Genomic DNA, 15,645 nt, shown 5'->3' with positions numbered 1-15,645 from the left:
AATAATCTGATATCAGGCCAGCATCTGAAGCAAAAATTTTTAATTTTTATGCAATGCATATTGCAATGCCAATTGATATAGTTTTTATCAGGATGAATCATGCATACTCGCCGGCCTGTCATTCCTCACACATTCAATAAATTACCCTTACACGTTAAACTGGGATATGCCATCGGACAAATGGCTGATTCACTCGCCTATAATCTTTTTTATGTTTTTTATCTTTTTTTTCTGACAAACGTTGCCAGCATTCCTGCTGCTCAGGCAGGTACTATTGTTCTGATTGCTGTTATCTGGGATGCTGTGGCTGATCCGCTGGTAGGTCAGTTTTCAGATAATATCTGTTCACACTGGGGGCGGCGCAGACCATTAATGCTGGCAGCTATTCTGCCATATACCCTGCTATTGTTACTGCTCTATACTGATATTTCATCTCTCAGCACCAATCAGAAAACGGTTTATTTCACCATAATTGCCATTCTGTTCTGGTCTGCTTACAAAATCTACGTCATACCTTTCTACACTTTAGGTGCAGAAATGACCAATAACTTTGATGAACGTACTTCGCTTCGGGTATGGGCGGGTTATGCACTTAATGCAGCCGTTCTTGTATCTTCTTGCGCTCCGCCGCTGATTGTTAAATGGATTGTAGATCATGGATTCAGTGTCAGCAGCGGCTGGCACGGCGTGAGTGTGATATTTGCTGTTCTGACTTTACTGAGCGGACTCACCTGCTGGTTTCTGACACGTGGTTATGAACTGCCTGTCCGGCATAAAACAAGCCGAATACATAGCAGATACCGGCTTCTGGCTTTTATTCGCGAAGTTATCAGTAACATGATTGAAATCTGGCGTCTTTCATCAAGTAAATTTCTCGGCGCATCAGTTTTTTTCTGGTCGGCTGCTTACGCGCTCAGTACCGGAGCCTTATATTATTTATTCTTAAACAACATGGCATACAGCGAAAAAGATGCTGCGATCTGTTTTTTGATTTACAGCTTACTGGCTCTTGCCTGGCTTCCCGCTGTAAATTATACCGCGCAGAAATTTGATAAAAGAAATGTCTATTATCTGTCTATGCTCATCAGCTCAATAGGCACAGGCGTATTCTTTTTTTGCGGATTTCCTAACAGAACTATGCTGATAATTTTTTTAATTCTGCTGCAACTTGGTAATAGTTATTTTTGGACTATATATTATTCCATGATGTACGACATTAGTGAGCTGGATGATTTTATTAACAACAAACGAAGAGAAGGAGCAATTACAGCCCTGATGTCATTCTTACAAAAATTCGGTAGTGCACTGGCCATTTGGTTTATTGGTTTTTATCTGGAGAAACATGGATATATATCATCCACAGGTCAGGAAACCATTATTCAGCCACCACTGGCACAACAGGCTATTCTGGAATTAAACACATGGATTCATGCATTAGCCGGCATTATTGCTGCACTGTGTGCCATTGGTTATCCACTGACCCGCAGCCGTTATCAGGCATTACTTACCGCTCTTAAAGCAAAAAAAGAGCAGCAGCCGTACACCACCAGTAATTTCAAACAATTATTGTAAAAATACTGCAAAAGCTGATATTTACAATATAATCAAGATAAACAACATGATACATGTAAAAAAGGAGAAATATTATGACTAAGAAACGTGCACGGGAATTAGGAATTCCTCTAACCGGCATCACTGGCAAAAACAATGCGATAACCGATGTATGCGGCATTGAAGTTGGCTACAGTACCGTTATCTATGGTACACCGGATGATTATACAGGTCCGGGTTCAGCCTTTGCCCGTACTGGTGTAACCGCTATTTTGCCCAGAGGTAAACAACACAGTGCTGTATTCGTTGGCAGGCATGATTTAAACGGCAATGGAGAATTAACCGGCACACACTGGCTGGATGATTCAGGTTTAATGCATGGTCCGGTACTCATTACCAATACTAACAGCGTAGGTATTGTTCGCGATACCACCAGCAAATGGATGATAGATAATCACTTTTATTTTCCATATGTTAACAATGGTCAGCCTGTAGACGGCGTAGGATATTTTTATCCGGTAGTGGGCGAAACATGGGACGGATTATTAAACGACATTAATGGTTTTCATATCAAACCTGAACATGCACTTGAGGCTTTAAATAATGCACACGCAGGTGCCATTGCTGAAGGTAACGTCGGTGGTGGCACCGGCATGATCTGCCATGATTTCAAAGGTGGTACCGGCACCGCATCACGTATAGTCAGCACAGAAGCCGGTGAATTTACTCTGGGTGTACTGGTACAGGCCAACCATGGGATGCGTGATACTTTTCAAATTTGCGGTATTCCGCTGAAAGATGAATTTGGTCCTGAAACCATGCCGGTAATTAATACTTTTGCCCCCAAGCCGGGAACAGGATCTATCATTGTGATTCTGGCTACCGACGCCCCGTTACTTCCCTGGCAACTGAGTAAACTTACCAAACGTGTCCCTATTGGCATCGGCTTACTCGGCGCTTATGGTGATAACGGTTCCGGCGACATTTTTCTGGCTTTCTCTACCGCTAATGAAAATGCTTACAGTCTGGGCATCAGCAAAATTGATATGCTGAGCGATGAAATTATTGATCCGCTTTATATTGCCACAGTAGAAGCAGTTGAAGAAGCAGTATTAAATGCTTTATGTGCAGCTGAAACCATGGAAGGTCGTGACCACAATCTGGTTCAGGCGCTACCGCAGGATCAACTGTTAGCAATTTTGAAAAAATACGGAAAAATCAAATAAATAATTAATATTTATCAATTTCAGCCCGTTAATTATGAGTTAACAGATAACTTACGGGCTGAAATAAATTAATACGATTCGATTCAAATATCAGCATTCCGAATCAATAACATAAGAAAATTTGAAATAACGCCTTTTATTTACCGTTAATATTTTGCCTGATACATCAACCTGGCTCTTCTTTATTTCCTGACGGTATTTGATTTATTAAATTTTTCTGTATTGAATAACTAAATCTGATAGTTCACAAATTCTGATATAAACCAAAATAGATATATATAACAACATGTTTTTAAATAAATTAATTTAATCCATTATAAAAAACCGGCTTTTTTTACATCAATGCGTTTTTTTTACAAATTGAATGTGGCAGAATCACCTTAACTTGCCGGAGAGTTTGTTACTCTCCAGACCTTAATGGGAGCCTTAAATATGTCAATAAAAAAAGTAGTTAGCCTGATTGAAGAAAATGATGCCAAATTCATTGATTTGCGCTTTACCGATACAAAAGGCAAACAGCAGCACGTATCCGTGCCAGCCAGAATTGTGCTGGAAGACCCTGAAGAATGGTTTGAAAACGGTCAGGCTTTTGATGGTTCTTCCATCGCCGGCTGGAAAGGAATTCAGGCTTCCGATATGACTCTGAGACCAGATGCATCGACAGCATTTATTGACCCTTTCTATGATGACACCACAGTAGTTTTAACCTGTGATGTTATCGATCCGGCTAATGGTCAGGGTTACGACCGTGATCCGCGCTCCATCGCAAAACGTGCCGAAGCTTATCTGAAATCAACCGGTATCGGTGATACTGCATTCTTTGGTCCGGAACCGGAATTTTTCGTGTTTGACGGCGTAGAATGGCAAACCGATATGAGCGGTACCCGTTACAAAATTCATTCTGAAGAAGCCGCATGGTCTAGCGGTAAATCATATGACGGTCAGAATACCGGACACCGCCCGGGCGTTAAAGGCGGCTATTTCCCTGTAGCACCTGTTGATTCCGGTCAGGATTTACGTTCTGCCTGCACCCAGACACTGGAAGCGATCGGCATTCCGGTAGAAGTACATCACCACGAAGTTGCCACAGCCGGTCAGATGGAAATCGGTACCCGCTTCAATACACTGGTGCGCCGTGCTGACTGGACACAAGATATGAAATATGTCATCCAGAATGTAGCGCACAACTTTGGCAAAACTGCTACTTTCATGCCAAAACCTATTCTGGGTGACAATGGTTCCGGTATGCATGTACATCAGTCTATCTGGAAAGACGGACAAAATCTGTTTTCCGGTGATGGCTACGCCGGCTTGTCTGATCTGGCTTTGTACTACATCGGCGGTATCATTAAACATGCTAAAGCACTGAATGCGCTGACTAATCCGTCAACCAACTCTTACAAACGTCTGGTACCGCATTTTGAAGCCCCGACTAAACTGGCCTACTCTGCCAAAAACCGTTCAGCTTCTATCCGCATTCCGTACGTTGCCAGTGCAAAAGCCCGCCGTATCGAAGCTCGTTTTCCGGATCCAACCGCTAATCCTTATCTGGCTTTCACCGCTTTGTTAATGGCCGGACTGGACGGCATCCAGAATAAAATTCATCCGGGTGATCCTTCAGATAAAAATCTGTACGATTTACCACCGGAAGAAGATGCTCTGGTACCAACCGTATGTGCTTCTTTAGAAGAGGCACTGGAAGCACTGAAAGCAGACCATGAATTTTTAACCCGTGGCGGCGTATTCAGTCAGGACTGGATCGACAGCTATATTGAATTCAAGAGCGATGATGTAAAACGCATCCGTATGGCACCACATCCGCTTGAATTTGAAATGTATTACAGTCTGTAAAATATTAGTCTCAAGCTGATTCTCAGACCGCTTATCTGTGAATAAATCCGCCATACCGGTAAAATTTATCCCACAGATAAAGCGGTCTGAATTGTATCCGGATTTTAGCTGACTCAAGCTTTATACACTTCTGCAATCTGTCAGCATAATAGCAATGTAAAGTATTCAGCTCTGCCGAAATACTTAAGTACATTCAATCACAAATTTCTCCTTTTTATTTTTATTCAAAAATAAAATTCACTGTTACTTGTGTATCATTTTCGCCGACAGCATTTGGTAAAACAGCCATTCATGGCAGTTACGGTAGGGATACGGTAACATTATGTCTATCTGAACTAAAAAAATATTTATTATGACCACGCAAGACATGCTCGCTACTGTAGACCTAGGCTCTAACAGTTTTCGTCTCCAGATTTGCCACAATCAGAACGGCCATTTACAGGTCATTGATTCCATCAAAGAAATGGTAAGGCTGGCAGCAGGACTGGACGAACAAAAAAATCTTGATCAGGATTCTCAGCAACGTGCATTGGATTGTCTGGCCAGATTCGGAGAAAGGCTGCGTGGTTTCAATCCCGACCAGGTAAGAGTTGTTGCAACCAATACTTTTCGCGTTGCCAAAAATATCAGCCAGTTTATACCGCTTGCCGAAGCCAGACTGGGTTTTCCGATTGATATTATTGCCGGACGCGAAGAAGCCAGACTGATATATACCGGTGTGGTTCACACCTTACCGCCTAAGGGTGAAAACATGCTGGTAATAGATATTGGCGGCGGCTCTACTGAATTTGTTATCGGACAGGATTTACAGCCTGCCATTACTGAAAGCCTGAATCTTGGCTGTGTTTCCTACAGTATGCGGTTCTTCCCGCGCGGTAAAATACACCATAAAAATTTTCAGGCCGCAGTCAACAATGCACGGGCAGAAATTCAGCGTATTTCCGTCGCACTTAAAAATATTGGCTGGCATTACGCTATTGGTACCTCCGGCTCTGCCCGCTCAATTCGCGATGTGATTGCAGCCGGCGACACAACCATCGATGCAATTACCGCAACACAAATGCACAAAATTGCCAATCATATTATTGCAGCCGGAAGTACCAAAAAAGCCAAACTGGAAGGCTTAAAATCAGACCGGACAGAGGTTTTTGCCGGCGGACTGGCTGTAATGATCGCCGCCTTTGCCGAACTGAATATCAGCGAAATGACAGTAACCGATGCAGCACTGCGGGATGGTGTGTTTTACGACATGATCGGACGACAACTTGGTGATGATATGCGCAACCAGACTATAGCTGATTTTCAGCAGCGCTATCATGTTGACACCATCCAGGCAGAACGGGTAGCTGGGCTGGCTCAAATGATATTCAATCATCTGTCCGCCTCCGTCTCTCCTGATCATCCGGAACAATGGCAGCAATATGTACACTGGGCTGCGCTGGTACATGAAATTGGTCTGGATATTTCCCATACTGGTTTTCATAAGCATGCAGCCTATATCCTCGATCAGGCTGATATGCCCGGTTTTTCACGTAAAGAACAGCATATTCTGGCCACAATGGTATTAGGACAGCGCGGCGACCTACGGAAAATAGCCGAATTCAGTCAGCAGGAAATGCTCTGGCTGGGTATATTGTCATTACGGCTGGCTGCACTGTTCTGCCGGGCACGGCAAGACATTCAGATACCGGTGAATCATTGTGACATTCACTATGACAAACAGTTAAGGAAACTGACCATCAGCCTGAGTAAAGAAAGGTTAAAACACAATCCGCTTACAGATAGTGTCTTATTGCAGGAATCTGTTTTATGGCAGAAAATTGGATTACAGTTAGAAATCAAAGCCATGTAAACCAGAAATCAGTCAAGGATGTCCCATGAGTACAACGCCGAATGTTTCCAGTAACAAACTGGCTCAGACCCATAATCTGCCTAGTCTGGTACATCGCAGCAATGTCAGCAACATGCCGGCACAATCCATGACTATTATCCGGATTAAAGAAAAGCAACTAATCAATCATAGCTTCACTGGCGACGATATATGCAGTAAAAACATACCGGCACCTGATACAGAGTGTCTTACATGGATTCACCTGATTGGTATTACTGATAACGAACAGTTGCATCAGCTATTACAGCCTTTTAATATCCATGAACTGGCCATGGAAGACATGCTTAGTCGCAAGCAGCGTCCGAAAATTGAAGACTATGGACATTATCTATTTGTAGCCGCACGAGTTTTTGTTTATAAAAAACAAAAACTGCAATATAACCAGATTTATATCATTATCGGTCAGAATTATATTATTACTTTCCAGTTTGAACCGCTTGGATTACTGCATATTATCCGTAAATATATTCAGCATAATTACAGCGATATCTACCGCAAAGGAATTGATTTTCTGGCGTATTCATTACTGGATCGTATCATTGATGATTATTTCGTTACTGTAGATGAATTTGATAATCGGGTTGAAGGTGTTGACAAACGCCTGTTTAGCAACAGTAATAAAAACTTACTGATTCTGATCCACCAGTTAAAACGTGATGCCAGTAATCTGCGCCGTACCCTTTCCCCTATCCGTGATATTGTCGGCCGAATTGTACATGGTGAATTTTCCATGTTCAGTCAGAACACTCATGTTTATTTACTTGACGTGTATGACCATACCCAGCAATTAATGGAAACGCTCGACAGTGCACGAGATACTGTAATGGGCATGATGGATGTGCATTTATCCTATCAGTCAAACCATCTGAATGAACAAATGCGCATGCTTACCGTTATCACTATCATCGTCATGCCACTGAATGTCCTTACCGGTATCTATGGGATGAATTTTGATAACATGCCTGAATTACACTGGCATTATAGTTATTTTGTGGTACTCGGTCTTATGGCGACTATAATTATTAGCTTATTAATTTATTTCTACAGACGGCGCTGGTTATAACTATCAATAGCTTCTATAATAACAATCAGTCTTCATAGAAAGACAATAATTAATACAGAAATACACATCAGAGGCTATTCCATGAAACCTACACCTTTACCACCACAAGGTGCGCAGCATCAGCTTTCCATGTCTGTACTTATGACTCCAGCATTAGCAAATTTTCACGGAAATGTACATGGCGGAGATTTACTCAAGCTACTGGATCAGGTAGCCTATGCCTGCGCCAGTCGTTATTCTGGCGAATATGTAGTAACATTATCAGTTGATCAGGTAATATTCAAAGAACCAATTCACGTGGGCGAACTCGTTACTTTTTATGCGTCAGTTAACCATGTCGGCCGAACTTCTATGGAAGTTGGTATTCGCGTGGAAGCACAGGATATCCAGCATCGCAGTGCACGTCACACTAATAGTTGTTATTTCAGCATGGTTGCTGTAGACAAAAACGGCAAACCTACAGTTGTACCGCCGCTATGTATTGCCAGCGAAGAAGAGGCTCGCCGTTTTCAGGAAGGAGCCATTCGCAAAGAAGCCCGGTTAAAAGCTGCAAAAACCAGACATACACAATCTGCCTGATCTATTTAAAGGGAATATAAATGTTTACAGGAATTGTCTGCGGTTTAGGTACCGTTACCTCTATTCAAGAGTATGAACAATTGCGCACAATACAGGTACGTCTCCCTGAGGGAGCCTGTGACAACCTGACTATCGGTGCTTCTATTGCCAATAATGGCTGCTGCCTGACCATTACAGCCATTAAAGGTGATGAAGTATGTTTTGATGTCATGGCGGAAAGTCTGGCCAAAACCAATTTAGGACAACTACAAGTAGGTGATGCGGTAAACATTGAGCGGGCTGCACGCTATGGGGATGAAATTGGCGGTCATATTATGAGTGGTCATATTTTTACTACGACCACCATTAATAAAATTGACGATACACCTGATAATCGTACTGTCTGGTTTAATCTCCCTGAAAGTACAGCCCCTTATATCCTTACTAAAGGTTTTATCGGGCTGAACGGTTGCAGCCTGACCATCGGCGAGGTAACCACTACTGAATTTAACGTTCATCTGATTCCCGAAACCCTGAACCGGACTTTATTTGGACGCTGTCAGGTAAATGATCGCATCAATCTCGAAGTGGATGCTCAGACACAGGCAATTGTTGATACTGTGCAGAAATATATGCAACAGTATATAAATAAAGTAAAAAATTAATTATAAATTTGCTTATATATAAAATATGTTATATAAATATACAGAAACTGATTACTATTTATCCTAATAAGTAATAATCAGTTTCAAAATATTCGGCTATAAATAATTATTTGTTATTAATTTTATCTTTAAACTGAGTTTAATCGAAAATATTAAAGTACCTAAGTGACAGATATATAGATAATATTGTCGCAGGTAAAATTAATAATCCTATTCCTATCAGGGCACCAAAACTCAAACACAATGCAGCGTTAGGAAAACCGCAGCAACAGCCAATAATCACCAATATTTTCAGAAAACGATTAGTAGAAATATCAAATATCCATACAAACATCATAATTAATAATATTACTGTGGCTAAAAAAGCCATTACTCCCAATGTGAAATAAAAAATTTCATCACTGCTCATATTTTCCGGCATAGGCATAATATGCAATAAACGTAAAAACGGAAATGCTTTATCATCACCTACAATACCTAGAAAGAAACATGGTGATCCTATAATCAGGCACATGACAGAAATACTAAAACGCCGTAGAAATGTAGCCATAGTATATTCTTTATCCATAGTAGTTATCCTCTGTAATAATATTGATTAAAAATGTAATACATCTATTAAATTTATTAATTTATTTAATAAACTCAATACGAGCAGCAGATGTGACAATTAGTTTTAATTAATGAAATATTTCACGGCCAGTTATCATACTGATATTTTATATTTTTTTAATAGATATTTTTTAAATATAAAAACTAAATCATACTATAACTTTATTGATGACATATTTTAGCTGATTACCTTTAATCTAATTCTCTTTGGCTTTGTTGTGGGCTGGTAATTTGCACCACCTTTCAAATACCAATAAGCTAGGTAATAAGTAAATATGTATAAAGGGAGGCTGAAAATACCTAGCAGAAATACCAAACTGAATAATAAATGAGGAATAGCACAACATGACGCGATGATGACAACTGTCTTAATCCAAATATTTGATTTACAGTTAAGAGCCCATCCTAAAATCATTAAAACAAGTATAGTAAGTATAAAGTAGACTGATAACAAAAGCAGAATTAAATCATTATTTTTGTTTTCTTTATGAATTAATCCGATATACAACAATATTGGATATCCATAGCAAATTATAATTGCCAAAGAAGAGCATAAACGCGAAAAAAATACTGTTGGTGTAAAAGAGCTCATTACTATTCCTATATTTTCATAAATAAACTTTTCTTTACATTTATAAACAAATTATAACTTTAATAACTTAGATTTTCAATATTATTTTTTATTCTAAAAACTACAATTTAATTTTTTATTATTTCAGACAAATCCAGATTAATTTTTTTAGATACATACATATATTCAGACATCAATTGATATATAACATTATGTCTTCTAAGTTTAATTCATAAGGTATTTAAGGCAATACTATCCTATTCAGACAAATTTATATCTGGAATAAAATTTTTAATAAAAAAATTGAATTTAATAGCTAATAAATTTATCGGATACTTTATTTTTGTAATTATAAGATTTGTTTATTCAGACTATATAAATAAGAAATGACTGGGACAATCACCATTGAGCTTGCAGATATGGCTTACGGCACGATGTGTATGGAAAGCAAATTTAAAAATCTATACTATTAAAGTTCAGGAATAATATTGATATCGAATCAAATCTGATGAGCCAATTACTGGCTTCTATAGATATCTATCAGGTAAAATCTGGCTCGAATTTTATTCCCGAAACTGTTTTCCATAAAGTGCAGCTGATTAAAAAAAATTCTTGTCTACAAGGTATTTAATTAAAAGAATAGAAAATATAATTAAATATTATTTTATCTCGATAATAAAAGCTGTTCCGCCAAGTTTGTATTTATCCACCCTTCTACATTCAATCTGTTTTCAAAACGGCTTACTGCTATGTTTCGCTATATACTTACGCAATCAGAAGCAGAAACCTTTATAAACCTTTTTGTATACCGCGTAATATTATTTACCAATACCATTCTATCGTTACTTTCAAAAAAATTTCTACTTTAATCTGAACATGCAGAATTAATTTATGAATCTGTTTTATAGCAGATTGTACAATCTTATGACTGTCAGAATAATCTTTGTTGGTTAGTTGGCAAGTTTTGTGAAAAAATTCGCTAACTGACTGAACTTTACCTTGTTCAAAAATTCAGCTTGCCAGTACCTGAATAACCGAAGAAATCGACTGACTCATGTTTTATTCATCAATAATGCCTGCCGGTAAAATTTTATTATCTCATTGCCTATTCTGTAACTTGAGTAAAAAAAAACATTATTATTTATATAATTTCCTGCCCGATTAATGATATTGCAGCTTAATCTGTTTATTTTAATTTTTTTATTCCGGTAATTTCGTAGCCGGCATTCGAATAACGCTAAGATAAAAGCGCACCAGCCCCGGTAATCCAGAGTAAAATAACTCTTATTTTATTAAGGGAGCGTTGTTTACTATCATGAGTATTGCCACCATTCCTGAAATTATTGCCGACATAAAAGCCGGTAAAATGGTTATTATTACTGATGCAGAAAACCGTGAAAACGAAGGTGATTTAATCATGGCTGCACAGTTTGTCACACCTGAAGCCATCAATTTCATGATTAAATATGCCCGGGGTCTGGTTTGCCTGCCTCTGGAAGAAGAAATAGTAGATCGCCTCCGCTTACCACTGATGACACAGAATAATGGCGCTCAGTATGGTACTAATTTTACGGTTTCCATAGAAGCAGCACATGGTATTACTACCGGTATTTCCGCAGCAGACCGTGCCCATACTGTACAGGCAGCAGTTTCCCCTACAGCCAAAGCAGAAGATATTGTCCAGCCGGGTCATATTTTTCCATTACGTGCACAAAAAGGCGGCGTTCTGGTTCGTACCGGACACACTGAGGCAAGCGTTGATTTAGCCAAACTGGCCGGCCTGATTCCGGCAGCCGTTATCTGTGAAATCATTAATGACGACGGCACTATGGCCCGTATGCCGGAGCTAATGGTTTTTGCTGAAAAACATGATATTAAAATTGGCACTATTGCTGATTTGATTGAATATCGCAGCCGTCACGAAAGTCTGATAGAAGAACTGGGAGTAAATACTATCCATACAACATGGGGAGATTTTACTCAGCATGTATATGTTGATCAATTATCCGGTGAAACCCATCTGGCACTGGTTAAAGGCGATCCGGAAACTGCCGGTGAAGTACTGGTAAGAGTACATGAACCATTTAGTGCCATGGATTTTCTGCAACCGGATCAGTTGCATACATGGCCACTACCTGAAGCTATGGCACGTATACAGCAAGCTGATGCCGGTATAATAATACTGATGCACCGTACTGAAACCGGAGCCACTTTATTAGACCGCACCTTACCCAAAGGCACTCATCAGACCAGACAGTGGGATAGTAAAACTTATGGTATCGGTGCTCAGATATTGGCTGGTTTAAAAGTCAAACGTATGCGGGTAATGGGTAAGCCTTCTGCCTTTACCGGTCTGAATGGATTTGGTTTGGAAGTTACCGGGTTTGAAGAACCATCCCGATAATAATTCTTTACTAAACAAGTATATATTTTAGTAACACAATTAAATACAATACCCCACCTCAGGCTGTCTGAATTATCTGTTGCCATGGAACACCGGCATCGGGTATTTTCCGACAGCCTATTGTAATGGCTGTTATTTAAGGATGGTATCTAATGCAACTGACCCCGCAAAAATGGGCTGCTTCCGGTTTAACTTTCGGCTGCGTTGTTTTCGGACTCGGCAGCCTGATTGTTAAATTTGTATCTATTGGTTCTTATGCCATTGCATTATGGCGTGTATTCATTGGTGGTATCGTTTTTCTGTTTTTAAGTCGCTATTTTGGTCAGAAACTGCCTGAAAGCAATAAAGCAAAACGGTTTTGTATGCTATCAGGTGTATTTTTAGGTTTTGATCTGGCATTCTGGCATGAAAGCATTCATGCAGTAGGTCCGGGAATTTCTACTCTGCTCAACAGTATGCAGATTTTTTTTCTGGCGGCAATTGCCTGGTTTTTCTTCGGTGAACGACAGAGCAAATTACAACTATTTAGCATGATATTGTCTGTAATCGGTATTTTACTGATCGCCCACCCTGAACTCAGACACAATTCACATGGTGGTTATGGTATTTTTATCGGTCTGATTTCCGGTGCAGCAATGGCTGCTTCCATGGCATGTATTCGTCAGGCACATCTGGCAGAGCCGGTTGCATTATTTCCGCTGATGCTGCTGGTCAGCGTCGGAGCAGTCGGTGCATTAATTGTGCCAAGTATTCTCATTGATTCAAGCCATTTCTGGCCTACTAACACAAAAGATATTCTTCTGATCATGATTTACGGTGTGGTCATGCAGTGTTTTGCCTGGGGGTTAATTGCTTATGCCGTACCTTTGCTGTCACTGACTTTAACCGGTTTATTATTATTAAGTGAACCTGTTGCTGCTATTCTGATCGATTTTTTCTTGCTGAATAAACCGATAAATACTGTGCAATGGACTGGTACTGCACTGACCTTACTGGCCATTTATCTGGGCTCACTTAAGCCCAGACACAAACAGAAAAAAACGGTTTAAACATTCCACCCTATTGGCAAATTCGGTAAAATCAGAATGCTAAGCATAAATACTTGTATGTCTGTGATGTAAGTATTTTATTCCGGACAATGCAATGGTGCTTGAGGCGTAACAGATGAAAAAAGGAAACTGAATGAATACCATCACCCCGGAACATAACGGCTCTGGCCTGCGTATAGGCATTGTACAGGCACGCTTTACTAATCCTATCGGAGCAGAGCTGGTCAAAGCCTGTTGCAGCCGCTTGGTTAAACTGGGGGTTAAAGACAGCGATATAACTTTGGCTACTGTGCCGGGTGCTTTAGAAGTACCTCTGGTATTGAAAAGCATGGCTGGTAGCGGCAAATTTGATGCTTTGGTGGCCATCGGAGTGGTTATCCGCGGTGAGACTTATCATTTTGAGCTGGTGTCCAACGAAGCTGCCGCAGGTGTATCCCGAGTTAGTCTGGATCACAATATACCCATTGCCAATGCCATACTGACTACCGAGAACGATGCTCAGGCACTGGCGCGTATGCACAATAAAGGCAGTGAAGCGGCTATAGTTGCAGTAGAAATGGCCAATCTGCTTAAAATTCAATATTGATTATTTATTAAACAAGGACATTGTATACATGTCAATGATTACACCACGTCGTCGTGCACGTCAGTTTGCTGTTCAGGCTTTATATCAGGCACAACTGAATAACGAAGAATCAGCTGCTATTATTGCGCAGAATATTCGTGATAATGAATATTTCGCCAAAGCTGATGAAGAATTGTTTACCCAGATATTTTTTGGTGCCTATAACAATCAGCGTGATTACATGAAACGGATCCGTCCTCTGCTGGACCGCCACGAAGATGAGCTTAATCCAGTTGAACGGGCTGTACTGCTGATGGCCTGCCATGAACTTTCTGCCATGCCGGAAACACCCCATCCGGTAATTATCAATGAAGCTATCGAAATTACTAAAACCTTTGGTGGTACCGATGGCTATAAATTCATTAATGGTATTCTGGATAAACTCTCAGCTGAGTTGAGAACACCTGCATGATATAAAAACGGATTAGCTATATCATAAAACAGATATTTTATTTAAAAATATCTGTTTTTATTTATAAAAAAACATATTTACCAAATAAATCTAATGAAATATAAATAAATTCTGATATTATTATCAAATAATATTATGTAAATCTATAATATTATTTTTTATAAAAATTAACTTAAAACATTGCTGATTTATAAGCATATTGAGTTTGATTTCACACTAGGAGATTTATAAAATTTATGTCCCGTACTCGACAATCATCAGCATTAAATGATAAACATAATTTTTTAATGACAGAAAAAGGCGGCCTGGTTGAACTGGCTCCGCCATGGAAAAGAGTTACAGCATATCTGATTAATTATGTAATATATTATTTTATATTTTACATTGCTTTACATGTTTACAATTTTCAAACTGATTATGAATCGAATCATTCACAAAATATTATAAATCCTTTTGAATTATGGTTTTTTGCAGATTATAGAACTGATAAGTCAATAGAATCTATTTTTTCATTCTTATTTATGGATAATGAGTTTGAGGGAGGTGTACATCAACCAATACGAATATTCTTATATATCATATTACCTTTACTCATTTATGTTGTATTTCAATTTATACAAATGAGTCTAACAGGCCAATCTGTTGGTAAGCGATTAATGAAAATCAAAGTTATTAAAAAGAATGGTGAGAAAGCTGGCTTTTTCAATGTAGTATTAATTCGTGAAATTTTTTATACATTCATTACTCTTATCCTTTTTACAATGTTAATAATAATAATAGATGTGCCACCCAATCTAATGGATTTCGCTAAAAATGTTGGAGTTTACCAGAATTTTATTTATAAATTTTTAAATTATTTATATAGGATTTTATGTATATTCACTGAATTTTCAACTTTATTTCTTTTTATTTGTATAATTATGTTATTTATAAGAAAATCAGATTATCGTACACTGCAAGACTTTTTGGCTAATACAATCGTTGTTAAAATTAAATAACTAAGAAGCCTCAGGAAAAATTAAAATTTCTTGAGGCTGACTAAATTTAAAATTACTCAAATAATATTAATATATTTTTTATAAAGCTATTTTGAAATATTTTGTACTACTTTGGTTTTTGCAAGTTTATCCTGTAAAGTGATAGATAAAAATTTATCTGAAAGTAGTCGAT

12 protein-coding genes and 1 pseudogene are annotated in these 15,645 nt (G+C 38.9%); 12 read left to right on the top strand and 1 reads right to left on the bottom strand.

The window, feature by feature from the left end; all coding sequences use genetic code 11:
* The first annotated feature begins 99 nt into the window (after nt 1-99).
* The 7 genes from SALWKB2_RS03955 (at nt 100) to SALWKB2_RS03925 (ending at nt 8,805) form a co-directional block, all read left to right on the top strand.
* On the top strand, nt 100-1,572 hold the full coding sequence (locus SALWKB2_RS03955; protein WP_025330383.1) for an MFS transporter: 1,473 nt from the start codon (nt 100-102) through the stop codon (nt 1,570-1,572).
* Between the two features lie 74 nt (nt 1,573-1,646).
* The gene (locus SALWKB2_RS03950; protein ID WP_051506411.1) at nt 1,647-2,777 is read left to right on the top strand and encodes a DmpA family aminopeptidase; all 1,131 of its coding nucleotides are present in this window, start codon (nt 1,647-1,649) and stop codon (nt 2,775-2,777) included.
* Nucleotides 2,778-3,209: 432 nt separating this feature from the next.
* Nucleotides 3,210-4,628, top strand: coding sequence for a type I glutamate--ammonia ligase (glnA, locus tag SALWKB2_RS03945; protein ID WP_025330382.1), 1,419 nt, complete (start codon nt 3,210-3,212; stop codon nt 4,626-4,628).
* A gap of 352 nt (nt 4,629-4,980) precedes the next feature.
* Nucleotides 4,981-6,480, top strand: coding sequence for an exopolyphosphatase (gene ppx, locus SALWKB2_RS03940; protein ID WP_025330381.1), 1,500 nt, complete (start codon nt 4,981-4,983; stop codon nt 6,478-6,480).
* A 25-nt stretch (nt 6,481-6,505) separates the two neighbouring features.
* Nucleotides 6,506-7,582, top strand: coding sequence for a magnesium/cobalt transporter CorA (corA, locus tag SALWKB2_RS03935; RefSeq protein ID WP_025330380.1), 1,077 nt, complete (start codon nt 6,506-6,508; stop codon nt 7,580-7,582).
* A gap of 81 nt (nt 7,583-7,663) precedes the next feature.
* Nucleotides 7,664-8,161, top strand: a complete 498-nt coding sequence (locus SALWKB2_RS03930; protein ID WP_025330379.1) for an acyl-CoA thioesterase — start codon at nt 7,664-7,666, stop codon at nt 8,159-8,161.
* A 20-nt stretch (nt 8,162-8,181) separates the two neighbouring features.
* Nucleotides 8,182-8,805, top strand: a complete 624-nt coding sequence (locus SALWKB2_RS03925; protein WP_025330378.1) for a riboflavin synthase — start codon at nt 8,182-8,184, stop codon at nt 8,803-8,805.
* 139 nt (nt 8,806-8,944) lie between these two features.
* Here SALWKB2_RS03925 and SALWKB2_RS03920 read toward each other — a convergent pair whose 3' ends face one another.
* Nucleotides 8,945-9,373 carry a hypothetical protein gene (locus SALWKB2_RS03920; protein WP_025330377.1) on the bottom strand — a complete coding sequence of 143 codons (429 nt, stop codon included), beginning with the start codon at nt 9,371-9,373 and terminating at the stop codon, nt 8,945-8,947.
* Between the two features lie 1,933 nt (nt 9,374-11,306).
* Here SALWKB2_RS03920 and ribBA point away from each other — a divergent pair.
* The 5 genes and pseudogenes from ribBA to SALWKB2_RS03895 all read left to right on the top strand — a co-directional run.
* Nucleotides 11,307-12,389 (top strand): annotated as a pseudogene (ribBA, locus tag SALWKB2_RS03915) (bifunctional 3,4-dihydroxy-2-butanone-4-phosphate synthase/GTP cyclohydrolase II); the annotation flags it as partial.
* Between the two features lie 152 nt (nt 12,390-12,541).
* Complete coding sequence (locus tag SALWKB2_RS03910; protein ID WP_025330375.1) at nt 12,542-13,438, top strand: DMT family transporter; 897 nt, start codon at nt 12,542-12,544, stop codon at nt 13,436-13,438.
* A gap of 133 nt (nt 13,439-13,571) precedes the next feature.
* Complete coding sequence (ribH, locus tag SALWKB2_RS03905) at nt 13,572-14,024, top strand: 6,7-dimethyl-8-ribityllumazine synthase (RefSeq protein ID WP_038648753.1); 453 nt, start codon at nt 13,572-13,574, stop codon at nt 14,022-14,024.
* A gap of 34 nt (nt 14,025-14,058) precedes the next feature.
* Complete coding sequence (nusB, locus tag SALWKB2_RS03900; protein ID WP_025330374.1) at nt 14,059-14,475, top strand: transcription antitermination factor NusB; 417 nt, start codon at nt 14,059-14,061, stop codon at nt 14,473-14,475.
* A 236-nt stretch (nt 14,476-14,711) separates the two neighbouring features.
* Entirely contained in the window at nt 14,712-15,473 is a 762-nt protein-coding gene (locus tag SALWKB2_RS03895) for an RDD family protein (RefSeq protein WP_080690439.1), read from the top strand.
* Nucleotides 15,474-15,645 lie beyond the last annotated feature (172 nt).

Source organism: Snodgrassella alvi wkB2 (assembly GCF_000600005.1).
Classification (GTDB): domain Bacteria; phylum Pseudomonadota; class Gammaproteobacteria; order Burkholderiales; family Neisseriaceae; genus Snodgrassella; species Snodgrassella alvi.
This window is presented reverse-complemented; position numbering and strand designations above follow the sequence as displayed.

What these genes read in the sequence shown, in the direction of transcription:
- SALWKB2_RS03910 (WP_025330375.1), top strand. Translation starts at nt 12,542, where the DNA reads ATGCAACTGACCCCGCAAAAATGGGCTGCTTCCGGTTTAACTTTCGGC.
- glnA (WP_025330382.1), top strand. Translation starts at nt 3,210, where the DNA reads ATGTCAATAAAAAAAGTAGTTAGCCTGATTGAAGAAAATGATGCCAAA.
- corA (WP_025330380.1), top strand. Translation starts at nt 6,506, where the DNA reads ATGAGTACAACGCCGAATGTTTCCAGTAACAAACTGGCTCAGACCCAT.
- SALWKB2_RS03895 (WP_080690439.1), top strand. Translation starts at nt 14,712, where the DNA reads ATGTCCCGTACTCGACAATCATCAGCATTAAATGATAAACATAATTTT.
- SALWKB2_RS03930 (WP_025330379.1), top strand. Translation starts at nt 7,664, where the DNA reads ATGAAACCTACACCTTTACCACCACAAGGTGCGCAGCATCAGCTTTCC.
- SALWKB2_RS03920 (WP_025330377.1), bottom strand. Translation starts at nt 9,373, where the DNA reads ATGGATAAAGAATATACTATGGCTACATTTCTACGGCGTTTTAGTATT.
- SALWKB2_RS03925 (WP_025330378.1), top strand. Translation starts at nt 8,182, where the DNA reads ATGTTTACAGGAATTGTCTGCGGTTTAGGTACCGTTACCTCTATTCAA.
- nusB (WP_025330374.1), top strand. Translation starts at nt 14,059, where the DNA reads ATGATTACACCACGTCGTCGTGCACGTCAGTTTGCTGTTCAGGCTTTA.
- SALWKB2_RS03955 (WP_025330383.1), top strand. Translation starts at nt 100, where the DNA reads ATGCATACTCGCCGGCCTGTCATTCCTCACACATTCAATAAATTACCC.
- ribH (WP_038648753.1), top strand. Translation starts at nt 13,572, where the DNA reads ATGAATACCATCACCCCGGAACATAACGGCTCTGGCCTGCGTATAGGC.
- SALWKB2_RS03950 (WP_051506411.1), top strand. Translation starts at nt 1,647, where the DNA reads ATGACTAAGAAACGTGCACGGGAATTAGGAATTCCTCTAACCGGCATC.
- ppx (WP_025330381.1), top strand. Translation starts at nt 4,981, where the DNA reads ATGACCACGCAAGACATGCTCGCTACTGTAGACCTAGGCTCTAACAGT.